The organism is Actinomycetospora sp. CA-053990 (assembly GCF_050948445.1).
GTDB lineage: Bacteria > Actinomycetota > Actinomycetes > Mycobacteriales > Pseudonocardiaceae > Actinomycetospora > Actinomycetospora callitridis.
In genome coordinates this window covers 5,824,228-5,848,615 of the sequence record NZ_CP192043.1, presented here as the reverse complement: position 1 = coordinate 5,848,615, position 24,388 = coordinate 5,824,228, and the positions used below count along the sequence as shown (strand labels likewise).

Below are 24,388 nucleotides of genomic sequence, written 5' to 3'. Positions count from 1 at the left end.
GTTCTACCGCAGCGGGGCCGTGGCGGCCGGGCTCAGGTGCTCCGGCAGGTTGTCGGGCCGCCCCGTCGGGCATCCGTCGGCCCCGGTCGGCGCGCCCGCGCCGCCGCACGACGCGAGGAGGACCGTCATGGCCGTCTGCGAGACCTGCGGGAACGACTACGAGATGGCCTTCGAGGTGCGCGCGCAGGGCGTGACGCACACCTTCGACAGCTTCGAGTGCGCGATCCACACGATGGCCCCGCGCTGCGAGCACTGCGGCGTCATGATCCTCGGACACGGCCACCAGGTCGACGGCCGCTTCTTCTGCTGCGCCCACTGCGCCTCCGCGTCACAGGGCGCGTCGACGGTCGACCACGTCTGACGGCGCTCAGCGGAAGTAGGCGTTCGCGGGGCCCTGGAACGCGAAGAGGATCGCGGCGACGATCAGGGCGGCCTGGACGAGGCTGACGATCGTCGACACGGCGCCGATGCTCACCCCGAGGCCCGCGGTGAGCAGCACGCCGAGCACGGTGAAGACCGCGGAGATGCCGCCCAGGATCGTCAGGGCCAGGCGGGCCCAGTGGTCACCCGCCCGCAGCCGCAGGGCGAGGTAGACCACGACGCCGAGGAAGAGCAGGCCGATGACGACGCCGACGAAGCCGCCGGTCGCGGCGAGGGGGCTCGGAGCCGCGGTGGTGGTCGCGAGCGAGAGGGCGCTGCCGACGACGCCGACGACGACCGCGGCGATCCACAGCTGGAAGGAGCGCTGTACGGGGGTGGGCGGGTTCACGGTCGGCCACCGTAGTGGGGATCAGCCCGGGTACCAGGCCCAGCGCCACACCGTGCCCTCGTCCGGGTCGGCGGTGATCCCGTCGCGGACGAAGCCGTTGCGGCGCAGCACCGCGCTCGAGGCGTTCTCCGCGGGCAGGGTGTGGGCGACGACGCGCCGCACCCCGGCCCGCGCGGCGCGGTCGAGCCACTGCCCGACGGCCGCGGTCGCGATCCCCCGGCCCTGGCACGAGGGCGCGACGGAGTAGCCGATCTCGATGACGCCGTCCACCGGCGGGCCCGTGTAGCCGCCGAGGCCCACGACCTGCGTGCCCTCGACGATCAGGTGCGCGAACCACGCCGGGGCGATCCCGCCCTCGAGCGCCTCGACGGTCGGTTCGAGCGCCTCGGGGAAGGCGAGGAAGCCGTCGACCAGGGTGAGTCCGAAGCGCCCGGCGAACTCCTCCGGCTCCGTCAGCAGCGTCACCGCCTGCTCGGCGCTCAGCGGTACGACGTCGATCCCCATGTGAGTGATGTTCTCGGCTATAGCCGGGAATTTCACTCACGGAGGGGTCTCACATGCCGTGCATCTTCGCGATGACCTGGAGCATGACCTCGTCGGCGCCGCCGCCGATCGACGTGATCCGCATGTCGCGCAGGAAGCGCGCGGTCCACGTCTCCTCCATGTAGCCCAGTCCCCCGTGGTACTGCAGGCAGGTGCGGGCGACGTCCTCGCAGAGCCGGCCGATCGCGAGCTTGGCGATCGTCGCGAAGCGCGAGGTGTCCTCGCCGCGCATGTACGCCTCGGCGCAGGCGTAGTTGTAGTGCCGGCACATGTCGAGGCGCGCGTAGAGCTCGGCGAGCTGGTAGGTCAGGTACTGGTTCTTGATCAGAGGCCCGCCGAACGCCTCGCGCTGCCGCAGGTAGGCGGCGGTGCGGTCGAGCGCGCGCTCGCAGGCGCCGACCCGTCCGTAGCAGGCGACCATCCGCTCGTTCTGGAACTGCGACATCTGCTGCTGGAAGCCGCGACCGACCTCGCCGATGGTGTGGTCGACCGGGACCTTCGCCCCGTCGAACGCCAGCTCCGCGGTGTCCGAGCAGCGGTTGCCGAGCTTGTCGAGCTTGCGGGACACGCTCACGCCGGGCGTGGTCGTCGGGACGACGATTTGGCTGATGCCGCGCGCGCCGCCCTCGTCGGAGGTGCGGGCGAGCAGGCAGAGCCAGTCGGCCTCGACGCCGTTGGTGATGTAGAGCTTCGACCCGTGGATCACCCACTGGTCGCCGTCCCGGACCGCGCGGGTCTTCAGGCCGGCGACGTCGGAGCCGGCGTCGGGCTCGGTCACCGCGATCGCGCTGACCATCTCGCCCCGGATCGCCGGGACGAGGTAGCGCTGCTTGAGCTCCTCGGTGCCGAAGCGGTGCAGCGACGGGGTCGCCATGTCGGTCTGCACGGCGATCGCCATCCCCACGCCGGCGGCGTCGCAGCGCCCGATCTCCTCGGCGAGCACCACCGCGAACAGGTGATCCGCGCCCCCACCGCCGTACGCGGGGTCGTACTCGAGGCCCAGGAAGCCGAGGTCGCCGAGCTTCGCGAACAGCTCGTGCGTCGGCATCCGCCCGTCGCGCTCCCACCCGTCGACGTACGGGTCGATCTCCCGCTCGACGAACGTCCGCACCGTCTTGCGGAACGCCTGGTGCTCCTCGGTGAACGCGACCATCTCAGGCCTCCTTCTGGACACGCTGCCGCAGGACAGCCTTCTGGATCTTCCCGGCGGGGGTGAGCGGCAGGTCCTCGACGAACTCGACGACCCGCGGGACCTTGTAGTTCGCCAGCCGGTCCGTGGCGAGGGCGACGAGCTCGTCGGCGGTGACGTCGCTGCCGGGCGTGCGGACGACGAAGAAGTGCCCGACCTCGCCGTGGGTGTCGTCGGGGGCCCCGACGCAGGCCACCATCGCGACGCCCGGGTGGGCGCCGAGGACGTTCTCGACCTCGACGGGATAGACGTTGTAGCCGCCGCTGATGAACATCTCCTTGAGCCGCCCCCGCAGCGCCAGGTGGTCGCCGCCGACGCGGGCCACGACGTCGCCCGTGGCCAGCCAACCCTCGGGGCGGAACGTCGTCGGCTCCTCGCGGTGCCAGTAGCCGGCGGCGACGGGCGCACCGCGCAGCCACAGTTCTCCCTCCGCCCCGTCTCCTGGGGCGTCGGTCCCCTCGACCGGGTCGACGATCCGGGCCTCGATCCCGGCCAGCGGCACGCCGAGGGTGCTCGCGACGGTGTCGGCGTCGTCGTCGAGCGCCGACATCACCGCGGCGCCGGAGGTCTCCGAGAGCCCGTAGAGGTTGACGACGCGGGCGTACGGCGCGGCCGTGGTGATCGCGGTGCACAGGGCGGGCTCGACGTTGGAGCCGCCGGCCACGGCGAAACGCAGCGACGGGAGCGTGGCGTCCGGGCCGAGCTCGCGCAGCAGCAGCGTCCACATCGTCGGCACCCCGGCGAACACGGTGACGCCGTGCTCGACGACGTCCCGCAGCGCGACCGCGGGCGAGAACCCCGGCGTGAGCACGACCTCGCTGCCGGCGACGAGGGCCGACAACAGCGTGCAGGTCAGGCCGCCGACGTGCGTGAACGGCATCGTCGCGAGGAACCGGTCGTCCGGTCCGAGACCGAGGTGCTCCGCCTCGGCGCGCGCCGACGCGAGCAGGCTGCCGTGGGTGAGCACCGCGCCTTTCGGGGTCCCGGTGGTGCCGGAGGTGTAGAGGATGACGGCGGGGTCGTCGGCGTCGGCGTCGTCACCGGGCCTCCCTCCCGACCGGTCCCCGAGCAGCTCGTCGACGTCGACCACCACGTGCTCGAGGTCGGGCAGCGCGGGCTCGAGCTCGGCGTAGAGGGCGACGAGGTCGGTCCCGCCCGCCTCGGGCACGGTGACCACGACGCGGGCGCCGGAGTCGGCGAGCATGTGCTCGAGCTCGCTGCCCCGGTAGCGGACGTTGAGGGTGACGAGCACGGCGCCGAGGCGCGTCGTCGCGAACAGCAGGCCGATCCACGCCGCGCCGTTCGGCAGCGCGACCGCCACACGGTCGCCGGGGCCGACGCCCCGCGCGGCGAGCCCGGCCGCGAGCCGGTCGGCGTGCTCGTCGAGCTCGCGCAGAGTGATCGTCCCAGGTGCCTCGCGCAGGAACACCGCGTTTGGGCGGTCGCGGGCGGCGCTGCGCAGGAGGCCGGGGAGGCTCACGGGAGCGCCTGCAGGTGGGCCAGGGCCGGACCCCAGCGGTCGGTCTGCGACCCGCGCGGCGCGTAGAGCGGGATCCGCTGGGCGACGCCTCCGAAGCGCCGCTCCAGGGCGGGTCCGACCTCGCCGGGCTCGGCGACGATCGCGATGGTGTGCAGGACCTCGTCGTCCACCGCGTCGCCCATCGCCTCCCACTCGCCTCTCTTGGAGAGCGTGTTGAGCTCGCGGGCGAGATCGCCCCAGCCGTGCAGTTCGAGCACCGGGTGGTACGCCGGGGTCGAGCCATAGAACGCGACCTGGCGACGGACGTCGCGGATCGACTCCTCGAACTCCTCCTCGGTGTTGCCGGTGGCGATCAGCGCGGTCGCGGAGAACTCGAAGCCGCTGCCGTCGCGCCCGGCCTTCTCGAAGCCCTGGTGCAGCGCCGGCAGCGTCACCTCGTGCAGGTAGCGCTCGGTGGAGAACGCGTGCGCCATGAAGCCGTCGGCGACCTCGCCCGCCACCGCCGTCATCCGCGGCCCGACGCCGGCGAGGTGGATCGGCGGGTTGCCGTACGCGTTGGGCCCGGGCGAGAAGAACGGCGTCATGAGCGTGTGCGTGTAGAAGTCGCCGCGGAAGTCCAGGCGCTCGCCGGTGGCCCAGGCGTCCCAGATCGCGCGGACGGCGCGGATGTACTCGTGCATCCGGCGTGCGGGCTCCGACCACGGCATCGAGAACCGCTTGGTGACGTGCGGCTTGATCTGCGTCCCGAGCCCCAGCGCGTACCGCCCGCCGGTGACGAGATGCAGGTCGTTGGCGGTCATCGCCGTCGTCATCGGCGTCCGGGCGAACGCCACGGTGATCGCGGTGCCGAGGGTGACCGCCTCGGTGCGGGTGGCGGCCAGGGTGATCATGACGGCCGGGTCGTGCTGGGTCTCCGAGGCCCAGACCGCGTCGTACCCGGCCTTCTCCGCGGTGACGGCGTCGTCGGCGAAGTCGCCGAGCCCGCCGGTGACCACGGTGGCGTCGACCTTCATCGCAGCAGCTCCTCAGGGATGTCCACGTGGCGGGCCCGGACGAACTCGCCGAGCCCCTTGGCCTGTGCGTCGAGAGCCAGGTTGTCGGCCACCCCGCGTCCGAGGAAGCCCACGACGGTGACGCCGACCGCCCGGAGCAGCGGGAACTCCCACAACCGCAGCGCGCACCCCGCGGCGTCCTCGCCGAGAAGGTCGGCGACGTGCTCGGCGTCCCACCAGGCGCGCAGCCACGCGGAGGACGCGTCGTCCCGCGCCCACAGCCCGAGCGTCGCGTTCCCGCCTTTGTCGCCCGACCGCGCCCCGACGATCGTCCCCAGCGGGGCGCGCGTGGTCGGGCTGTCGGAGCGAACGCGCTGTTCGCTGCTTCTAGGCGCCGGAACTCCCCGTTCGCTCGCCTCGACGGCGGGCGGCGGCACCGTCCACGTCCGGTCGCCGAGGCCGACGGTCTGGGGCAGGTCGGCGGCCGGCAGCAGGATCGGCCAGAACACGCTCGCGGCGCTGCCGGGGCCTGGCGGGGCGGTGGCGAAGAAGCCGGGGTAGCCCGCGAGCGCGGTCTCGACGGCCGCCCGGGACAGCCGCCCGACGGCCTCCTTGGACCCCGCGACGGCCACGGTGAGCAGGGAGACCGCCTCCGTCATGCGCGCGGGGTCGGGCCGGTCGGCGCGCAGCAGGCGGGTCTCGACGCGGTCGTAGGCCTTGCGGCCCCCCGGCACCCCGGCCCACAGCGCGGCGAGCGCGTGCTCGGCCTTCGCCTCGACGTCGAGGCCGGTGAGCACGAACGTCATCTCGTTGTGCCACCCGGCGGGCACGACGGCGCCGACCTTGACGGTGTCGGGCGGGGGTTCACCGCGGGTGCCGGCGAGCCGGACGCGGTCGGGCGCTTCCTGGGTCAGCGTGATGGTGTCGAGGCGGGCGACGACGTCAGGAGTCAGGTAGCGCGGCCCGTCGACCTCGTAGAGCAGCTGGGCGGTGACGGTCTCGACGGTCACGGCGCCGCCCGTCCCGGCGGCCTTGGTGATCACCGAGGACCCGTCGGCCTCGATCTCCGCGACCGGTAGCCCCACGTGCTCGGTGCCGTCGAGCTCCGCGGCGAAGGAGAAGTTGCCGCCGGTGGCCTGGGCGCCGCACTCGATGACGTGTCCGGCGGCGACGGCGCCGGCGAGCGCGTCGAGGTCGTCGACGCCCCACCCGTGGCACCACGCCGCGGGGCCGACGACGACGGCCGCGTCGGTCACGCGGCCCGTGACGACGACGTTCGCGCCGGCCTCGAGCGCGGCGACGATCCCGCGGCACCCGAGATAGGCGTTGGCGACGAGCGGCGCGTCCGGCAGCGGCTCGCCGGTGTCGAGGTGCGCCGTGCGCTCGGGCGGCAGGGCACGCACCTGCTCGGTGACGTCGTCCCCGCCGACCCAGGCGACCCTCGCGCGCTCGTCGATCGCGGCGATCTCCGCGGCGCACCCGGCCGGGTCGAGCCCGCCGGCGTTGGCGACGACGAGGATGCCGGCGTCGAGGCAGTCGGCGAGCACGTCGTGCATCTGGCGCACGAACGTCGTCGCCCACCCCCCGGCGCCGCGCTCGCGCTGCTTGGCGAGCAGCCCCATCGTCAGCTCGGCCAGCCAGTCACCGGTGAGGACGTCGACGTGGACGCGGCCCTCCTGGTGCGCGTCGACGATCTCGCGCGCCGCGGCGAGCCGGTCGCCGTAGAAGCCGGAGACGTTGGCGATCGCGATCATTCGGGCGCCCCCAGCGTGACGAGCGTGGCGTGCGCCTCGACGTACTGGCCCACCGCGACGTGCACGGTCTCGACGATCCCGTCGGCGGCGGCGAGCGCGGGGTGCTCCATCTTCATGGCCTCGAGGACGACGAGCTTCTGGCCGGCGACGACCCGCTCACCCTCGCGGACGAGGACCTCGACGACCGTGCCCGGGACCTCACTGACCGGCCCCGCCCCGCCCGCCGCGGCGTCGGGGGCGGGCAGGCGCGGCAGCTCCCGCCAGGCGCCGTGGCCCTCGGTGTCGTCGACGTACGCGGTCCCGCCGTGCTGGGCGACCCGGCAGCGGTACTCGACGCCGTCGTGGGTGAGGCGGGCCGAGCCCGCGGCGAGGTCCTTGAGGCCGAGCGTGTGCTCGACGCCGTCGACGTCCAGCACGATCGCGTCCGGGCGGATCGTGGACCTCACCGCGATCTCGCCGTCCGGTCCGGCCCAGTGCACGGTCGGACGGGGCGCGCCGCGCAGGGTGCGCCAGCCGGGTGGGGCGAGGTGGGCGCGGGGGTCGTGCTCCCGGCGCGCCGCGCTGGTGCAGGCCACCGCGGCGGCGAGGTGCACGACGGGCGGGGTCGCGGGCGCCGGGGTGCGCAGGTGGGGGTGGCGGTCGAGGAAGTCGGTGCGCGTGGCGCCGGCCAGGAAGTCGGCGTCGCGCAGGACGGCGACGAGCAGGTCGCGGTTGGTCGGCGGCCCGTGGATCTCCGCCTGCGCGAGCCCGGCGGCGAGGCGTCGCGCGGCCGCGGCCCGGGTGGGGGCGTGAGCGATGACCTTGGCGATCATCGGGTCGTAGAAAGCGCTGATCTCGCCGCTCGCGCCCAGCGCGTCCTCCCAGCGGAGGGTCTGGTCGTGCGCATAGCGGTGGAGGGTGCCGGGCGCGGGGCGGTCGTCCTGGGCGGGGTCCTCGGCGTAGAGCCGGACCTCGACCGCGTGTCCCCGGGGCCGCACGTCGTCTTGCGTGAAGGGCAGCGGCTCCTCGTCGGCGACGGCGAGCTGGAGCGCGACCAGATCGACGCCGTAGACCTCCTCGGTGACCGGGTGCTCCACCTGCAGCCGGGTGTTCATCTCGAGGAAGTAGTAGCCGGGGGGTGCAAGCGCTGCGTCCTCGCTGGCACTGGGTGCGCGGAAATCCGCATCGTCGACGAGGAACTCGACGGTCCCGACGCCGACGTAGCCGAGCTTCTCCGCGAGCGCCACGGCCGTGCTGCCCATCCGTTCGCGCACCTCCGGCGACACGGCGGGCGACGGCGCCTCCTCGACGACCTTCTGGTGCCGCCGCTGGATCGAGCACTCACGCTCGCCGAGGTGGACGACGTGGCCGTGCGCGTCGCCGACGACCTGGATCTCGATGTGTCGGGGCGCGTCGAGCAGGCGCTCGAGGAACACCGTCTCGTCGCCGAAGCTGCGCGCGGCCTCGGCGCGGGCGGAGCGGACGGCTTCGGCGAGGGCGTCGGACGACCGCACCTCCCGCATCCCGCTGCCGCCACCACCCGCCGAGGCCTTGACCAGCAACGGGAACCCGACGCCCTCGGCGGCGCGCGCCCAGTCGTCGGGGTCGTCCGAGTCCAGCAGCGCGTCCGGCAGCGTCGGCACGCCGGCCTCGCGGGCCAGGGCCTTGGCGGTGTGCTTGACGCCCATCGCCTCGATCGACGCCGGGTCCGGACCCACCCACGTCAGCCCGGCGTCGGCGCACGCCCGGGCGAACCCGGCGTTCTCCGACAGGAACCCGTAACCGGGGTGCACGGCGTCCGCGCCCGTCGCCCGCGCGGCCGCGAGGACCTGCGTGACGTCGAGGTACGTCTCCGTGGCCGTCGAACCCCGCAGTGCGACGGCGCGATCGGCCTCGGCGACGTGCGGGGCGTCGGCGTCGGGCTCGGAGTAGATCGCCACCGTGCGGATGCCGAGCGTCCGGGCGCCGCGGATCACCCGGCGCGCGATCTCCCCGCGGTTGGCCACGAGCAGCGTGCTGATCACCGGCGCACCTCGAGGATGTGGATTTCCTGGCGTTGAGTGCAAGCGAGGACGCAGGGCTTGCATGCGAGAGCCACCACCCCGCTCACATCCGGAACGGCGCGAAGCGGGTCGCGCCGGCGATGGGGGCCGAGTGGACGGCCGAGAGGGCGAGACCGAGGACCGTGCGGGTGTCGCGGGGGTCGATGACCCCGTCGTCCCACATCCGCCCCGAGGCGTAGACCGCGTTGGACTGCGCCTCGACGCCGTCCTCGATCGCCGTGCGCGTCGCGCGGTCGGTGTCCTCGTCGTACGGACGCCCGGCCCGTTCCGCCGAGCGGCGCTGCACCATCGACATCACCCCGGCGAGCTGGGCGCCGCCCATGACCGCGATGCGGTGGTTGGGCCAGGTGAACACGAAGCGCGGGTCGTAGGCGCGCCCGGACATGCCGTAGTTCCCCGCGCCGTAGGACGCGCCGACCATGAGCGTCAGGTGCGGGACCTCGGAATTCGACACGGCGTTGATCAGCTTCGCGCCGTCCTTGATGATCCCGCCGCGCTCGTAGGCCGACCCGACCATGAACCCCGTGATGTTCTGGACGAACAGCAGCGGGATCGAGCGTGCGTTGGCGAGCTGGACGAACTGCGCGCCCTTCTGCGACTCCTCGGAGAACAGGATCCCGTTGTTCGCGAGCACGCCGACCGGGAACCCGCCGATCGATCCCCAGCCGCAGACGAGCGTCGTGCCGTAGAGCGGCTTGTGCTCGTCGAAGCGGGAGCCGTCGAGGACGCGGGCGAGGACGTCGCGCACCTCGACCGACCGCTTCGGATCGCTCGCCGCACAGGCCAGCAGTTCTTCGGCCGGGTACCGCGGCGGGTCGGACGGCAGCGAGGGCCCGGGTCCGCCGCGACGCCAGCCCAGGTCGGCGACGATCCGGCGCCCGATCCGCAGCGCGTCCCGCTCGTCGGCGGCCAGGTGGTCGGCGAGCCCGGACTCGCGGGCGTGCATCTCCGCGCCCCCGAGCGTCTCGTCGTCGACGTCCTCGTTGATCGCCATCTTCACCAGCGGCGGCCCACCCAGGTAGACCGTCGCCTGCCCACGGACGAACACCGTGTACTCGCTCATCCCCGGCATGTAGGCACCGCCGGCGGTCGACGAACCGAAGACCAGCGCGATCGTCGGGATGCCCTGGGCCGAGAGTCGCGTCATCTCGCGGAACGTGCGCCCGCCCGGGACGAACAGGTCGGCCTGGCGCGGGAGGTCGGCGCCGCCCGACTCGACGAGCGCCACCACCGGCAGCCGGTTGCGCTCGGCGATCTCGAGGCCGCGCAGCTGCTTGGTCACCCCGATCGGCGTGATCGAGCCGCCCTTCACCGTCGGCTCGTTGGCGACGACCAGGCACTCGACGCCGCTGACGGCCCCGATCCCCACGACGAGCCCGGCGCCCGGGGTGGTCAGGTCGGGCTCGTGCGCGCCGGCGAGCGCGCCGATCTCGAGGAACGCGGCGTCGGGGTCGAGGAGCAGGTCGACGCGCTCGCGCGCCGTGAGCCGGCCGCGCTCGTGGTGGCGGTCGACGTACTTCGCCCCGCCGGCGGCGAGCACCGTCGCGGCCACCTCGTCGACGCCCGCGAGCGCGGCCAGCATCGCCTCGCGGTCCGCCGCGAACTCCGCCGACGACGGGTCGAGTCGCGAGCCCAGGACGGTGCTGGGCGAGATCTCGGGAGCGCTCATGCCCGCACCGGGTCCTTCCCCGGCGTCCCGGCGAACGCCTGGCCGATCTCCATCCACTCCCGCGCGGCGTCGCCGGTGACCACGAGGCCGGTGTCGTCGACGTGGCGGCGACGGATCAGCACGAGGCAGAACTCCTCGACGTCCCCGGTGATGGCATCGCTCACGTGGGGCTCGCCCCATCGCCACACCTCGCCCGACGGCCCGGTCAGCTCGACGCGCACCGGGGTCGCGGGGACCTCGAGGCGCCGCACCCGGTACCCCTGCGCCCGCGCGCGGACGGCGATGTCGGCGACGTGCCGCAGGCGCTCGGTGGGCGGGAGACGGGTCCCCAGGGCGTCGGCGACGTCGCTGCCGTGCGCCCAGGTCTCCATGATCCGGCTGGTGATCGCCGACCGGAGCGACATCGGCGGCCCGTACCAGGGGAGCCGGGTCGACGGGTCGCACGCGCGCGCCGCGGCGTCGAACGCGCGCGCCGCGTCCTGCCACCACGCCAGCGCCGCCGGGCCGGCCTCGGGCACCGAGGCGTTCGCGGCGTCGACGAAGCCCTCGAGGTCGGTGATCGCATCGCGCTCGGCCTCGAACTCCGCGGGCGTCGAGATCGCGCGGGCGAACGCCGCGTCGAACCAGCCGAGGTGGGCGACCTGGTCGCGCACGGTCCAGGGCTCGGCGCGCGTGGGCAGCGCCCACGACGCCGGCGGGAGCCCACGCACCAGCGCCATCACCGCCGCGCGCTCGTCGTCGAGGTCGGCCAGCAGGTCCTCGACCGAGGGCCCGCTCACGCGTCCAGCCCCAACCGGCCCGCCACGACCTCGTTCATGATCTCGGTCGTGCCGCCGCCGATGCCGAGGATCCGCGCGTCGCGGTAGTGGCGCTCGACCTCCACGCCGTGCATGTAGCCCATCCCTCCGTGCAGCTGGACCGCGCGGTCGACGACGGCGTCGCACGCCGCGACCGCGGTGTTCTTGGCCATCGCCAGATCGGTGACGACATCGGTGTCGGCGGTCCCGGCCTGCCACCGCGCCAGGACGTCCCGGACGTACGTGCGCGCGACGGCCGTCTCCCGCGCCATCTCGGCGATCTGGTGACGCACGACCTGGCGCTGCGCCAGGGGCGACCCGAAGGTGCGCCGGGACCGGGCCCACCCGATCGTCAGGTCCACGCAGCGCTGCGCGGTGGCGTACGCCTGCACGGCCATCGACAGCCGCTCGGCGGCGAAGTTGACCATGATCTGGCGGAAGCCGGTGCCCTCGACGCCGACGAGGTTCGTCGCCGGCACCCGCACGCCGTCGAAGCGCAGCTCGGCGGTGTCGCTGCAGTGCCAGCCCATCTTGCGCAGCCGCGAGCGGGACACCCCGGGACGGTTGGTCTCGATCACCAGCAGCGAGATCCCGCGGTGCCCGGGGCCGCCGGTGCGCACGGCCGTGGTGACGAAGTCGGCCCGCGTCCCCGAGGTGATGAACGTCTTGGCGCCGGTCACGACGTAGTCGTCGCCGTCGCGATCGGCGCGGGTCGTGATCGCCGCGACGTCGGAGCCGGCCTCGGGCTCGGTGATCCCGAGGCTCGCGATGGCCCGGCCGGCCAGCACCGGGCGCACGAGGCGCGCGATCTGCTCCTCGTCACCCGCGGCCGCGATGTGCGGGACCCCGATGCCGTGGGTGAACAGGCCCGCGCAGACCCCGCTCGACCCGCCGGAGAGGATCAGCTGCTCGGCGACCAGGCAGGCGTCGAGGTGGTCGCCGACCCCGCCGGCGGCCTCCGGGAAGCCGAGCTCGAGCAGCCCCAGGTCCCCGGCGCGCTCGTGCAGCGCCCGCGGCAGTGCGCCCTCGTCCTCCCAGCGCTCGAGGTTCGGGACGATCTCGCGCGTCGTGAAGTCGGCGACGAGCTCGCGCAGCGCGCGGCGCTCGGGGGTCGCCCAGGCGTCGTGCGCAGAAACCGGTTCCGGCCCAAGGGCACCTTCGCGCGCTCTACCCGGCTGATGGTGCCCTTCGCGCGACACGGCGGACGCGCTCACCGCGCCACCGCCGACGCCTGGCCCGCGAACTGCTCGCGCAGCACGCGCTTGAGCAGCTTGCCCGTGGCGTTGCGGGGCAGCTCGTCGACGACCTCGACGCGCCGCGGTGCCTTGAAGTGCGCGATGCGCTCGCGGGCGTAGGTGATCACCTCGGCCGGATCGAGATCCCCGGACGCGACGACCACGGCCAGCACCGTCTCGCCCCACTGCGGGTCCCCGACGCCGACGACGGCGACGTCCGCGATGCCCGGGTGGCGGTGGAGCACCTGCTCGACCTCGATCGGATAGACGTTCTCGCCGCCCGTGATGATCATGTCCTTCTTGCGGTCGACCAGCGTCACGAAACCCTCGGCATCGCGCACGCCGAGGTCTCCCGAGCGGAACCAGCCGTCGCGCAGCGCCTCGGCCGTCGCCTCGGGGCGGTTCCAGTACCCGGCGAAGACGGTCGGCCCGCGCAGGACCAGCTCGCCCACCTCGCCCACGCCGACGTCCTCACCGGAGGACGACACCAGCCGCGCGTCCACGTGCATGAACGGCCGCCCGACCGAGCCGGCGTGGGTGAGCACGTCGTCGGCGTCGAGGAAGAGCGCGGCGGGCGAGAGCTCGGTCATCCCGAAGCCCTCGGTGAACGTCCATCCGCGCTCGGTGAAGTGCTCGATGACGGTCACGGGGCACGGCGCCCCGCCCGAGATCGCCCAGCGCAGCGCGGGCAGCGGGGGCAGCGACGGCAGGCGCGTCAGCGCCGCCCACATCGCCGGGACGAGGAACTGGGTGGTGACGCCCTCGCGCGCCAGGAGATCGACGAAGGCCGCCGGGTCGAACGACGGCACGACGACCACCGTCCCGCCCGCGTAGAGCAGGGGGAGCGCGGAGAGACCGAGCGCGCCGATGTGGAACAGCGGGGCCGCCGCGACCGTGATGTCCGTGCCGCCGATGCCGGGGCCGGCGACGGCCATGTTGATCGCGTTCCACAGCATGTTGTCGTGCGTGAGCACCGCGCCCTTGGGGGCCCCGGTGGTGCCCGAGGTGTACATGATCACGCAGGGGTCGTCGCCCACGACGGGACGCGCCTCGACGACCCCGTCGTCCGGCTCCTCGCCGAGCTCGACCACCGGGAGGGCGCCGGCCACCTCGCGAGCGTCCGCGGCGAGACCCGTGAACGCGGTCGAGCGCACCAGCACCGCCGCGCCGGAGTCGGTGAGGACGTGGGCGACCTCGCCCGGGGACAGGCGGTGGTTGATCGGCACCGCGATCGCGCCCAGGCGGGCCGCGCCGAAGAGCCACTCCAGATAGGCGGCGGAGTTCTCGCCCAGCAGGGCCACGCGCGCGCCCGCCCCGATCCCGAGGGCGTCGAGCGCCGCGGCGCGGGCCCCGACGCGTCGGTCGAGGTCGGCGTAGGTCAGGCGGGCATCGGTGGCGACGTCCACGAGCGCCACCGCGCCGGGCCGGCGTTGCGCTCGCCTCGCGATCCAGTCGGCGATCCCGCCGTCCATCGCCGTCCTCCTCGGACACCCCACGCCGACGTGACCTGGGCTACTCTGCCCGTACGTGCGGTCAGTTCACAAGGGGGCGTCATGACGGAGCCGGCGACGGTGGCCCCGGGTCGCGCGCGGGGTGGGCGGCGCGACGAGATCCTCGTGACCTTCACCCGCCACGTCGCGGAGCGCGGGTACGACCGCGCGAACTTCGGCGACGTCGCGTCGGAGCTGGGCCTGTCGAAGGGGACGATCGTCCACCACTTCGGCACCAAGGACCGCATGCTCGCCGAGGTCCAGGAGCGCTACATGCGCCGCGCGCTCGACGAGGCGCGCGCCTTCCTCGCCCGGCTCGACCGCCCGGAGCACCGGCTCGCCGCCTTCGTCCACGCCGGGGTGCGCTACCAGACCGACGACCCGGCGACGACCATCGCGTTCCAGCGCGAGGTCGTCCGTCTCACCGATGAGCCCGGGATGGAGACGGCCCGCGCCCAGCGCGACGCCTACCGCGACCTCGTCGTCGGGGTCCTGCGCGACGGCGAGGCGGCGGGGGTGTTCGTCCCCGGCGACGCCCGGCTGCGGAGCCTGCAGATGTTCGGCTCGCTGCACTGGATGTGGACCTGGTTCGACCCGGAGGGCCGCCTCGCCCCGGAGGCCGTCGCCGCGGAGTTCTGCCGCACGCTCCTGCGGGGGCTCGGCGTGCCGGAGACGGCGGTCGCGGAGGCCGCGGACCCCGACGGCCCCGCTGCGGCGTGCGCGCGGGACGTGGTCGTGGGCTGACCGCGCCGTCGGGACCTACTCCGGCCCGCCGATGTCCTCGAGCCACGCCTCCGGGTGCTCGACGGCGAAGCGCTGCATCAGGGCCGCGCAGTCCGGGTCGTCGAGGACGGTCACCTCGACGCCGTACTCGGCCAGCCAGGAATGCTGCCCGCCGAAGTTCTCGGCCTCGCCGACCACCAGGCGCGGGATGCGGAACTGGCGGATCAGCCCGGCACAGAACCAGCAGGGCGAGAGCGTCGTGACCATCGTCGTGCCGCGGTAGTCCGGGCGGCGCCCGGCGGCCCGGAAGGCGGCGGTCTCGCCGTGCGTGGCGGGGTCGCCGTCCTGGACCCGGCGGTTGTGGCCGCGCCCGAGCAGCTCGCCGTCGGGGCCGAACAGGGCGGCGCCGACCGGCACGCCCCCCTCGGCCGCACCGGCCCGGGCCTCCTCGAGCGCGACGGCGAGCATGGCGGAGGGTTCGATCACGGGTCCACGGTGCCAGCAGCGACGCGCGGATGAAGGGCCGACCGGCGGGGCATGCTGGAGCCGTGCCCGAACTGCCCGAGGTCGAGAACGCGCGCCAGGTCGTCGAGAAGGCCCTCGACCGCACCATCTCGGGTGTCGACGACACCGACGAGTACGTGTGCCGCCCGCACCACCCCGGCGAGATCGACCAGGCGCTCAAGGGCGGCCGGCTCGTCGCCGCGCACCGGCGGGGCAAGACGATGTGGTGCGACACCGTGACCGCCGACGGGGACGAGGGCCCGCACCTCGGCATCCACCTCGGCATGGGTGGCCGGATCTTCGTCACCGGCCCGACGGGCGACGCCGGCAGCCTCTACGCCGGCGGCGACCCGCACGTCGGCGGGATGCCGAAGAAGCCCGGCGAGCGCCCGGACAAACCGGAGTGGGACCGCGTCACGATCACCTTCGACGACGGCGGGGCGCTGCGTCTCTTCGACAAGCGACGCCTCGGGCGCGTGCACCTCGAACCCGCCGTCGAGGCCCTCGGCCCGGACGCCGCCGAGATCACCCGCGACGAGTTCCGGGCCCGCGTCGGCAAGGGCATCGTCGCGATCAAGGCGAAGCTGCTCGACCAGTCGGTGCTCGCCGGGGTCGGCAACCTGCTGGCCGACGAGACGCTCTGGCAGGCGAAGCTCCGCCCGTCGCGCCCGGCGGGCGAGCTCTCCACCGACGAGCTCGACGACCTCCGCCGCGTCCTGCGCAAGGCCACCCGCGCCGCGATCGAGCACGGCGGGGTCCACACGGGCGAGGTCATCCCCTACCGGAAGAAGGACGCGACGTGTCCCCGGTGCGGTGCGCCGATGGAGCGAGGCGTCGTCGGTGGCCGGACGACGTGGTGGTGCTCGGCCGAGCAATCGGACTGAGACCGATCACTCAGGGGTACCAGCCGACCGGGACAACGACGTTTCGGAGGGACGGCGATGGCGCGCGCACGCGACGACGAACCCGAGAACGCGGTGCTGCGGGAGGTCTGGCGGGACGTCCTGCGCCGTGACCCGCACCAGGAGTTCTTCCACTCCGACGTCCGGGGGGTGCTCCGCAGCATCGGACCGGTGCTCGTCGAGCACCCCGAGTACACCGACGTCGTCGGCCGGCTCTGCGAGCCCGAGCGGGTCATCGTCTTCCGGGTCCCGTGGGTCGACGACAGCGGACGGGTGCGGGTCAACCGCGGGTTCCGGGTCCAGTTCAACTCCGCGCTCGGCCCGTACAAGGGCGGCCTGCGCTTTGCGCCGTCGGTCGACCTCGACGTCGTCAAGTTCCTCGGCTTCGAGCAGGTGTTCAAGAACGCCCTGACCGGCCAGGACATCGGCGGCGGCAAGGGCGGCGCGGACGTCGACCCGAAGGCGCTGTCGACGGGCGAGCTCATGCGGTTCTGCCAGTCGTTCGCCACCGAGCTGGCCAGCCACGTCGGGGCCGCCGTGGACGTGCCCGCCGGGGACATGGGCGTCGGCTCCCGCGAGATCGGCTGGATCTACGGGCAGTACCAGCGCCTCATCGGCTACCACGAGCCCGGCGCGTTCACCGGCAAGCCCGCGGTGCTGGGCGGATCCGCGCTGCGCCCCGAGGCGACCGGCTACGGCGTCGTCTACTTCACCCGCCGGATGCTCGACGACCAGGGCCGCGACCTCGACGGCGCCCGCGTCGTCGTCTCCGGCAGCGGCAGCGTCGCGCTCCACGCGATGGCCAAGGTGATCGAGTCGGGCGGGACGGTCGTCGGCTGCTCGGACTCGCGCGGGTCGGTCTCCGAGCCCGACGGCGTCGACGTCGACCTCCTGCGCGAGATCAAGGGCCAGGGCGGCTCGGTGGCCGACTACGCGGAGAAGCGCTCGGGGGCGACGGCCGAGGAGGGCTCGCCGTTCACGCAGGAGTGCGACGTCGCGCTGCCCTGCGCGACGCAGAACGAGATCGGCCCCGACGAGGCGCGCGCGCTCGTCGACCACGGGTGCTGGGTGATCGCCGAGGGCGCCAACGGCCCGGTGACCCCGGAGGCGCGCGAGATCCTGCGCGAGGGCGGGATCGGCTTCGGTCCGGGCAAGGCCGCCAACGCCGGCGGCGTCGCGGTGTCGGCACTCGAGATGCAGCAGGCCGCCGGCCGGGAGCGCTGGAGCGCCGAGGACGTCGACGGGCGGCTCTCCACGATCATGAGCGACGCCTACGACCGCGTGCGCGAGGCCGCCGAGCTCTATCACGGCGATCCCGGGGACCTCGAGAACGGCGCGAACGCCGCGGGATTCCTCCGCGTCGCGGAGGCGATGACAGCCCTTGGGGTGGTGTAGACCGGCGCCATGGAACACGTCACCCCCGCCCCGTTCAGCTTCACCGAGCTGACCCCGACGGCGTTCCTCGACCGCGCCGAGCACGCGTTCGCCGCGCGGCCCGCGATCGTCGACGGCGAGCAGCGCTTCACCTACGCCGAGTTCGGCGCACGGTCCCGGCGCCTGGCCGGTGCCCTGCACGAGATGGGCATCGAGCCCGGGGACCGCGTGGCCGCGCTCGCCACCAACAGCCACGTGATGCTCGAGTGCCACCACGGCGTGCCCTACGCCGGCGCCGTCCTCGTGCCGCTCAACACCCGGCTGTCGGTCGACGAGATCGTCCACATCGTCGAGCACTCGGGTGCGAAGCTGCTGATCGCGACCCGCGAGCTCGTCGAGCAGGCGCGGGCTGTCGCCGAGCGCACGGGCGTCCAGCTCGTCGAGGAGGGCGAGCGCTACGAGTCGCTCGTCGCCGACTCGCCGGAGCGCGTCGTGCCGGTCACCGACGAGCGCGGCCTGCTCGCGATCAACTACACGTCGGGCACGACCGGACGTCCCAAGGGCGTCATGTACCACCACCGCGGCGCGAACCTGCAGGCGCTGGCGATGGCGTTCCACATGCGGCTGGAGCCGGCGTCGCGCTATCTGTGGACGTTGCCCATGTTCCACTGCGATGGGTGGTGCTTCCCCTGGGCGGTCACCGCCGCGGGCGGGCTGCACGTGTGCCTGCGCGTGATCGACGCCGAGGAGATCTGGCGTCTGATCCGCACCGAGGGCGTCACCCATTACTGCGCGGCGCCGACCGTGCTGACGATGATCGCCCACGCCGAGGCGGCGAAGGACGGGCCGGCCCCGGAGCGCGTCACCGTCGCGACGGGCGGCGCCCCGCCGACGCCGACGCTGCTCGCGCGCATGAACGAGCTCGGCATGTCGGTCACGCACCTCTACGGGCTCACCGAGACCTACGGTCCGGCCGCCGTCAACGACTGGCACCCCGAGTGGGACGACCTCGACGCCGACGAGCAGTCGCGGCTCAAGGCGCGCCAGGGCGTCGGGAACGTCGTCGCGCAGCGCCTGCGGGTGCTCGACGAGCAGACCGGCGCCGAGGTCCCGTCGGACGGCGAGACGATGGGCGAGCTCGTGCTGCGCGGCAACGACGTGATGCTCGGGTACTACCGGGACCCCGAGGCGACCGCGGAGGTGGACGCGGACGGCTGGTTCCGCACCGGGGACCTCGGCGTCGTCCACCCCGACGGCTACGTCGAGATCCGCGACCGCAGCAAGGACGTGATCATCTCCGGCGGCGAGAACATCGCGTCGGTCGAGGTCGAGCGCGTGCTGGACAGCCACCCCTCCGTCGTCGAGTCGGCGGTCGTCGGCGTCCCGGACGAGCGGTGGGGCGAGGTGCCGGTCGCGTACGTGACCGTGTCCGCCGAGGTCGAGGCCGACGAGCTGGTCGAGCTCGTCCGGACCCAGCTGGCGCGGTTCAAGGCACCGAAGCGCATCGTCTTCGGCGAGCTGCCGAAGACGTCGACGGGGAAGATCCAGAAGAACGTGCTGCGGGACCGCGGTTGAGTGCGGTCTGGGTGTCAGCGGCGGCGCGTCGCTGACACCCGGTGTCCGTATTCTTCCGTCGATCATGGCGCCTACCGTGACGGCGTGACCCCGCTGCCCTACGGATCCTGGCCGACACCGATCACCTCGGAGCTCGTCGTCACCGCCGGGGTGCGGCTCGACGGCGTGCGCCCCGACGGGCGCGGCGGCGTCGTGTGGGGCGAGGGGCGCCCCGGCGAGGGCGGGCGGATCCAGCTGGTGCGCCGGGACGCCGACAGCACGGTGGCCGACCTGCTGCCCGCGGACGCCAACGCCCGCACCGGGGTCCACGAGTACGGCGGCGGGGCGTGGTGGCTGCACGACGGCGCCGTCTTCGCCGTCGACTGGGCCGACCAGCGCCTGCGTCGCTACGCCCCGGACACCGAACCCGTCGTCCTGACCCCGGAGCCGACGGTCCCGCGGGGCGACCGGTTCGCCGACGGCGACGTCGCGCCCGACGGCACGTGGCTCGTCTGCGTGCGCGAGCACCACCCGCGCGAGGGCGCCCCGGCCACCGAGGTCGTCAACGAGATCGTCCGTCTCGACGCGCGGGCGCCGAGCGAGCCCGAGGTGCTGGTCACCGGGCCGGACTTCGTCGCCGCCCCGCGCCTGTCCCCGGACGCCGCCCGGCTCGCCTGGGTCTCCTGGAACCACCCGTCGATGCCGTGGGACGACACGGTGCTCACCGTGCGCGACCTCGCGACCGGCACCGAGACGGTCGTCGCGGGCGGGCCCGGCGAGTCGGTCGGGGAGCCGGTGTGGCAGGCCGACAGTGCCCTGCACTTCCTCTCCGACCGCGCCAGGGCGAGCGCAGCGACGGGGGAGGAGGCCGGGTGGTGGAACCTCTATCGCTGGCACCCCGACGACGGCGTGACCCCGCTCGTCGTCATGGACGCCGAGATCGGGCTCCCCGCCTGGCAGCTCGCCGGCGCCCGCCACGCGACGCTCTCCGACGGGAGCATCGTCGTCGCGCGGTCCTCCCACGGCTTCGACGCCCTCGCCGTCCGGGCGCTCGACGGCACGGTGACGGAGCTGGACACCCCGTTCACGACGATCCGGTCGGTGCGCGCCGACGGGCCCGGGACCGTCGTCTGCGTCGCCGGGTCGCCGACCTCCGAGCCGGGGGTCCACCGCGTCGGCGTCGACGGGACCGTCGAGACGCTGCGGGCCCCGCGCGACCTCGGGCTCGACCCCGCGACGATCTCGGTGCCGGAGCCGATGACGTTCACCTCGACCGACGCCGCCGGCGCCCCGCGGGACGCCCACGCGCTCTACTACCCGCCGGCCACGACCCACACCGGCCCCGACGGCGAGCTCCCGCCGCTGCTCGTCGTCCTGCACGGCGGCCCGACCGGGGCGGCGGCGCCGGTGCTCAACCTCGGGGTGCAGTACTGGACGAGCCGGGGCTTCGGGGTCGTCGACGTGGACTACGGCGGCTCCAGCGGGTACGGCCGCGCCTACCGCGAGCAGCTCCGGTGGGCCTGGGGCGTCGTCGACGTCGCCGACTGCCTCGCCGCGGCGGGCGCGCTCGCCGACGCCGGACGGGTGGACCCGGAGCGTCTCGCCATCCGCGGTGGGTCCGCGGGCGGCTTCACGACGCTCGCCGCGCTGGCCCGCGACGACACCCCGTTCGCCGCGGGTGCCGACCACTTCGGGGTCGCCGACCTCGAGGCCCTCGCCCTCGAGACGCACAAGTTCGAGTCGCGCTACCTCGACGGCCTGATCGGCCCGTACCCGGAGGCGCGCGAGGTCTACCGGGAGCGCTCGCCGATCACGCACGTCGAGCGGCTCACGACGCCCCTGATCGTGCTGCAGGGCGACGAGGACGCGATCGTCCCGCCGAACCAGTCGGAGATGATCGTCGAGGCGCTGCGGCGGAGCGGCGTGCCCGTCGCGTACCTGCTCTTCGCCGGCGAGCAGCACGGCTTCCGTCAGGCCGGCAACATCCGCCGCGCCCTCGACGCCGAGCTCGCCTTCTACGCGCGGCTGTTCGGCTTCACGCTGCCGACCGGGGAGCGCATCGACCCGGTGCCGATCGAGAACCTCGACTGAGTCCGGTCCGTCCGGCGGACGCGTGCGGTGTCCACTTCCGTCGAGGGGCGCCTCGGGTGCACAGTGAAGACGTCACTCCGGGTGAGGAGGGTGCGCCATGGCGACCTCACGACTGCGTCGGCTCTTCGGCCGCGATCATGACGAGCGGGAGGCCGACACCGCGCCGCCCGCCTACACCGGGGTCGGGGCGCCCCGCCCCTACGACCCGCCCCCCGGCGCCCCGGGTGCGCCGGCGCCCGTGGCCCAGCCGACCCGGCAGATGCCGCCGGCGCAGGTGCCCCGGCCCGCTCCGTCGCCGTACGGCTCGGTGACGCCCGCGCAGTACGAGCAGGCGGGCCGGGACCGGCGCGCGGCCGACCAGCAGGTCGGCGTCTTCGAGCGCTTCGACGCCAAGCTGACCGCCCAGATCCACCAGGCCACCGAGGCCGAGCGGTACGACTACGTGCGCGAGCTCCTGTCGCGGCGCATCGCGGTGCGCTCGCGCCTGGAGGAGGCCACGCTGCGGCGCAACCGGCTGGTGCAGACCGAGGAGGACCTCGCCCGGGGCCTGGACGCGCAGACGGCCCGCGGGCGTCGGTGACCCAGCGCGGAGTGACTCAGCGCTGGGTGTGCGGCACGACGTAGACGGCCGTGCCGTAGGCCGCGATCTCGCTGGCGGTCTGAGCGATCTCGTTGCAGTCGAAGCGCAGGGCGAGCACGGCGTTCGCGCCGTGGGCCTGGGCCTCCTCCGCGAGCCGCCCGAGGGCCTCGTGGCGGGAGTCCGAGAGCAGCTTCGACAGGCCCTTGAGCTCGCCGCCGGCCATCGCCTTGAAGCCCGCGCCCATGGTCGAGAACATGTTGCGGCTGCGGACCGTGAGCCCGAAGACCTCGCCGAACACGCGCGTGACCTCGTAGCCCGGGAGGTCGTTCATCGTCGAGAGCAGGATCGGGTACCGCTGACCCTGGAACTGACCCGTCTGCTGCGGCTGGTTCATGTGGCGGAGCGTAGCGACGCGACCGGCCGCGTGGCGTGCCGTCCCCGGGCGGTCGTCCGTCAGACGAGCGCGTGCAGGGCGGCGCGCACCATGGCGACGAGCAGCGGAGCGGCGACGTCCGGGCGCGTGTGCCCGGCGCTGCGGGGCGTGGAGTTCATCAGCCCGAACGCGGCGTGGGCCCCGACCCGCGCGGCCTCCTCGTTCGCCGCGAGCCCGGCCCGGCACAGCGCGTCCACCCAGACCTCGACGTAGGCGCGCTGCAGCCCGCGCACCCGGCGCCGGGCGGCGTCGGGGAGGTTCGCGAGGTCGCGGTCCTGGACGGTGATGAGCTCGGGCTGGTGCAGCGCGAAGTCGGTGTGGAACGCGATGAGCGCCTCGAGCAGTTCGACGGGGTCGGTGGTCTCGGCCGCGCGTTCCTGACCGCCGGCGAGCAGGTGCTCGCTGATGCCCACCAGCATCTCGGCGAGCAGGCCCTCCTTCGACGGGAAGTGCCGGTAGAGCGCCGGGCCGCTGACCCCGACCGCCGCGCCGATCCCGTCGATCGAGACGCCGTGGAACCCGTGACGGGCGAACAGCCGGGCGGCCTCGACGAGGATCTGCTCGCGGCGTGACGTCGTGACGGGCACGCTCGGCACCCTACGGCCTCTTGCCAGGGGACGTGAACGGTCACTAACGTGAGCGAGCGTTAACGTGCGGTCCGTACGTCGACGTCGACGAGGAGGTCGCCCGTGGCTGCGCCGAGCACCGACCACGTGGGCGAAATCCGTGGCGACAGCCCCGGAGATCGCGCACAGGGCGGGCACCACGCCCTCGTCGCCGACCTGCGCGAGCGGCTGGCCGTCGCGCGTCTCGGCGGCCCCGAGCGCAGCCGCGTCCGGCACGTGGAACGGGGCAAGCTGCTGCCCCGCGAGCGGGTGGACGCCCTGCTGGACCCGTCGAGCCCGTTCCTCGAGCTCTCGCCGCTGGCCGCCACCGGGATGTACGGCGACGCGGCCCCGGGCGCGGGGATCATCACCGGCGTCGGGCGGATCGCGGGGCGCGAGTGCGTCGTCGTCGCCAACGACGCCACCGTCAAGGGCGGCACCTACTACCCGATGACGGTGAAGAAGCACCTGCGCGCGCAGGAGGTGGCGCTGCACAACCGCCTCCCGTGCATCTACCTCGTCGACTCGGGCGGGGCGTTCCTGCCGCAGCAGGACGAGGTGTTCCCCGACCGCGAGCACTTCGGCCGGATCTTCTACAACCAGGCGACGATGTCCGGGCTCGGCATCCCGCAGATCGCCGCCGTGCTCGGCTCGTGCACCGCGGGCGGGGCCTACGTCCCGGCGATGAGCGACGAGGCCGTGATCGTCCGCAACCAGGGCACGATCTTCCTGGGCGGCCCGCCGCTGGTGAAGGCCGCGACGGGCGAGGAGGTCACCGCCGAGGAGCTCGGCGGCGGCGACCTGCACGCGCGCACCTCCGGCGTGGTCGACCACCTCGCCGAGGACGACGCGCACGCCCTGTCGATGGTGCGCGACATCGTCGACACCCTGGGCCCACGCGTGGCGCCACCGTGGGAGCGGCGCCCCACCGTCGAGCCCGCGCACGAGCAGAGCGAGCTCTACGACGTCGTCCCGGTCGACGGGCGCACCGCCTACGACGTGCACGAGGTGATCACGCGACTCGTGGACGGGAGCGCGTTCACCGAGTTCAAGCCCGAGTACGGGACGACGCTCGTGACGGGGTTCGCGCGGCTGCACGGGCACCCGGTCGGCATCGTCGCCAACAACGGCGTGCTCTTCCGGGAGTCGGCGCTCAAGGGTGCGCACTTCGTGGAGCTGTGCGACCAGCGCAAGATCCCGCTGGTCTTCCTGCAGAACATCACCGGCTTCATGGTCGGGCGCGAGTACGAGGCCGGCGGCATCGCCAAGGACGGCGCCAAGATGGTCACGGCCGTCGCCACGACGCGCGTCCCCAAGCTCACCGTCGTCATCGGCGGCTCGTACGGCGCCGGCAACTACGCGATGAGCGGGCGGGCCTACTCGCCGCGCTTCCTGTGGATGTGGCCCAACGCGCGGATCAGCGTCATGGGCGCCGAGCAGGCGGCGACGGTGCTGGGCACGGTCGGCTCGTCGGACGCCGACGGGGTGCGCGAGCAGTACGAGCACCAGGGCCACCCGTACTACTCGACCGCCCGGCTCTGGGACGACGGCGTCATCGACCCCGCCGACACCCGCACGGTCCTGGGCCTCGCGCTCTCGGCGTGCGCGAACGCCCCCCTCGACGCGCCGCACTTCGGCGTGTTCCGGATGTAGTGCAAGCCC

23 protein-coding genes are annotated in these 24,388 nt (G+C 73.9%); 8 read left to right on the top strand and 15 right to left on the bottom strand.

Annotated features, from left to right (window positions below; all coding sequences use genetic code 11):
• Positions 1-3 precede the first annotated feature (3 nt).
• Complete coding sequence (locus ACQPYN_RS29790; RefSeq protein WP_433030536.1) at positions 4-129, bottom strand: hypothetical protein; 126 nt, start codon at positions 127-129, stop codon at positions 4-6.
• Here ACQPYN_RS29790 and ACQPYN_RS29785 point away from each other — a divergent pair.
• Positions 128-361 (top strand): hypothetical protein, encoded by a 234-nt coding sequence (locus ACQPYN_RS29785; RefSeq protein ID WP_433030534.1) that lies wholly within the window; start codon positions 128-130, stop codon positions 359-361. The two genes, ACQPYN_RS29790 and ACQPYN_RS29785, sit on opposite strands and share 2 nt — an antisense overlap.
• 6 nt (positions 362-367) lie before the next feature.
• Here ACQPYN_RS29785 and ACQPYN_RS29780 read toward each other — a convergent pair whose 3' ends face one another.
• From ACQPYN_RS29780 to ACQPYN_RS29730, 11 genes are all read right to left on the bottom strand, one after another.
• Positions 368-769 carry a hypothetical protein gene (locus ACQPYN_RS29780; RefSeq protein ID WP_433030532.1) on the bottom strand — a complete coding sequence of 134 codons (402 nt, stop codon included), beginning with the start codon at positions 767-769 and terminating at the stop codon, positions 368-370.
• Positions 770-790: 21 nt separating this feature from the next.
• The gene (locus ACQPYN_RS29775) at positions 791-1,273 is read right to left on the bottom strand and encodes a GNAT family N-acetyltransferase (protein WP_433030530.1); all 483 of its coding nucleotides are present in this window, start codon (positions 1,271-1,273) and stop codon (positions 791-793) included.
• Between the two features lie 49 nt (positions 1,274-1,322).
• Complete coding sequence (locus ACQPYN_RS29770) at positions 1,323-2,465, bottom strand: acyl-CoA dehydrogenase family protein (RefSeq protein WP_433030528.1); 1,143 nt, start codon at positions 2,463-2,465, stop codon at positions 1,323-1,325.
• Position 2,466: 1 nt separating this feature from the next.
• Positions 2,467-3,981: a class I adenylate-forming enzyme family protein gene (locus ACQPYN_RS29765; RefSeq protein ID WP_433030526.1), complete on the bottom strand. Its 1,515-nt coding sequence runs from the start codon at positions 3,979-3,981 to the stop codon at positions 2,467-2,469.
• Positions 3,978-4,994, bottom strand: a complete 1,017-nt coding sequence (locus tag ACQPYN_RS29760) for a TIGR03617 family F420-dependent LLM class oxidoreductase (RefSeq protein WP_433030524.1) — start codon at positions 4,992-4,994, stop codon at positions 3,978-3,980. Before ACQPYN_RS29760 ends, ACQPYN_RS29765 begins: the two co-directional genes overlap by 4 nt.
• Positions 4,991-6,727, bottom strand: a complete 1,737-nt coding sequence (locus ACQPYN_RS29755; RefSeq protein WP_433030522.1) for an acyclic terpene utilization AtuA family protein — start codon at positions 6,725-6,727, stop codon at positions 4,991-4,993. Before ACQPYN_RS29755 ends, ACQPYN_RS29760 begins: the two co-directional genes overlap by 4 nt.
• Positions 6,724-8,730 (bottom strand): acetyl/propionyl/methylcrotonyl-CoA carboxylase subunit alpha, encoded by a 2,007-nt coding sequence (locus ACQPYN_RS29750; RefSeq protein WP_433030520.1) that lies wholly within the window; start codon positions 8,728-8,730, stop codon positions 6,724-6,726. Before ACQPYN_RS29750 ends, ACQPYN_RS29755 begins: the two co-directional genes overlap by 4 nt.
• Positions 8,731-8,812: 82 nt before the next feature.
• Complete coding sequence (locus ACQPYN_RS29745) at positions 8,813-10,438, bottom strand: acyl-CoA carboxylase subunit beta (protein WP_433030518.1); 1,626 nt, start codon at positions 10,436-10,438, stop codon at positions 8,813-8,815.
• Entirely contained in the window at positions 10,435-11,217 is a 783-nt protein-coding gene (locus ACQPYN_RS29740; protein ID WP_433030516.1) for a TIGR03084 family metal-binding protein, read from the bottom strand. Before ACQPYN_RS29740 ends, ACQPYN_RS29745 begins: the two co-directional genes overlap by 4 nt.
• On the bottom strand, positions 11,214-12,449 hold the full coding sequence (locus tag ACQPYN_RS29735; RefSeq protein ID WP_433030514.1) for an acyl-CoA dehydrogenase family protein: 1,236 nt from the start codon (positions 12,447-12,449) through the stop codon (positions 11,214-11,216). The genes ACQPYN_RS29740 and ACQPYN_RS29735 overlap by 4 nt, the downstream gene beginning before the upstream one ends.
• Complete coding sequence (locus tag ACQPYN_RS29730; RefSeq protein ID WP_433030512.1) at positions 12,446-13,942, bottom strand: acyl-CoA synthetase; 1,497 nt, start codon at positions 13,940-13,942, stop codon at positions 12,446-12,448. Before ACQPYN_RS29730 ends, ACQPYN_RS29735 begins: the two co-directional genes overlap by 4 nt.
• Positions 13,943-14,023: 81 nt before the next feature.
• On the opposite strand from ACQPYN_RS29730, the gene ACQPYN_RS29725 reads away from it, so the two are divergent.
• Positions 14,024-14,704, top strand: a complete 681-nt coding sequence (locus ACQPYN_RS29725; RefSeq protein ID WP_433030510.1) for a TetR/AcrR family transcriptional regulator — start codon at positions 14,024-14,026, stop codon at positions 14,702-14,704.
• A 15-nt stretch (positions 14,705-14,719) separates the two neighbouring features.
• On the opposite strand, the gene ACQPYN_RS29720 is transcribed toward ACQPYN_RS29725, so the two are convergent.
• Positions 14,720-15,151 carry a nucleoside deaminase gene (locus tag ACQPYN_RS29720; RefSeq protein WP_433039123.1) on the bottom strand — a complete coding sequence of 144 codons (432 nt, stop codon included), beginning with the start codon at positions 15,149-15,151 and terminating at the stop codon, positions 14,720-14,722.
• Positions 15,152-15,231: 80 nt separating this feature from the next.
• Between ACQPYN_RS29720 and ACQPYN_RS29715 the strand changes: the two genes are divergently transcribed.
• The 5 genes from ACQPYN_RS29715 to ACQPYN_RS29695 all read left to right on the top strand — a co-directional run bounded on the left by ACQPYN_RS29715 (position 15,232) and on the right by ACQPYN_RS29695 (position 21,688).
• Positions 15,232-16,071: an Fpg/Nei family DNA glycosylase gene (locus ACQPYN_RS29715; RefSeq protein ID WP_433030508.1), complete on the top strand. Its 840-nt coding sequence runs from the start codon at positions 15,232-15,234 to the stop codon at positions 16,069-16,071.
• A gap of 57 nt (positions 16,072-16,128) precedes the next feature.
• Positions 16,129-17,484: an NADP-specific glutamate dehydrogenase gene (gene gdhA / locus ACQPYN_RS29710; protein ID WP_433030506.1), complete on the top strand. Its 1,356-nt coding sequence runs from the start codon at positions 16,129-16,131 to the stop codon at positions 17,482-17,484.
• A gap of 9 nt (positions 17,485-17,493) precedes the next feature.
• The gene (locus ACQPYN_RS29705) at positions 17,494-19,038 is read left to right on the top strand and encodes an acyl--CoA ligase family protein (RefSeq protein WP_433030504.1); all 1,545 of its coding nucleotides are present in this window, start codon (positions 17,494-17,496) and stop codon (positions 19,036-19,038) included.
• An 84-nt stretch (positions 19,039-19,122) separates the two neighbouring features.
• Positions 19,123-21,108 (top strand): prolyl oligopeptidase family serine peptidase, encoded by a 1,986-nt coding sequence (locus ACQPYN_RS29700; RefSeq protein ID WP_433030502.1) that lies wholly within the window; start codon positions 19,123-19,125, stop codon positions 21,106-21,108.
• A gap of 97 nt (positions 21,109-21,205) precedes the next feature.
• On the top strand, positions 21,206-21,688 hold the full coding sequence (locus ACQPYN_RS29695) for a hypothetical protein (protein ID WP_433030500.1): 483 nt from the start codon (positions 21,206-21,208) through the stop codon (positions 21,686-21,688).
• 16 nt (positions 21,689-21,704) lie between these two features.
• Here ACQPYN_RS29695 and ACQPYN_RS29690 read toward each other — a convergent pair whose 3' ends face one another.
• Positions 21,705-22,082 (bottom strand): YbjQ family protein, encoded by a 378-nt coding sequence (locus ACQPYN_RS29690; protein ID WP_433030498.1) that lies wholly within the window; start codon positions 22,080-22,082, stop codon positions 21,705-21,707.
• Positions 22,083-22,141: 59 nt separating this feature from the next.
• The gene (locus ACQPYN_RS29685; protein WP_433030496.1) at positions 22,142-22,708 is read right to left on the bottom strand and encodes an SACE_7040 family transcriptional regulator; all 567 of its coding nucleotides are present in this window, start codon (positions 22,706-22,708) and stop codon (positions 22,142-22,144) included.
• Between the two features lie 126 nt (positions 22,709-22,834).
• Here ACQPYN_RS29685 and ACQPYN_RS29680 point away from each other — a divergent pair, with 126 nt between their 5' ends.
• On the top strand, positions 22,835-24,379 hold the full coding sequence (locus ACQPYN_RS29680; RefSeq protein ID WP_433039121.1) for a carboxyl transferase domain-containing protein: 1,545 nt from the start codon (positions 22,835-22,837) through the stop codon (positions 24,377-24,379).
• Positions 24,380-24,388: the final 9 nt, after the last annotated feature.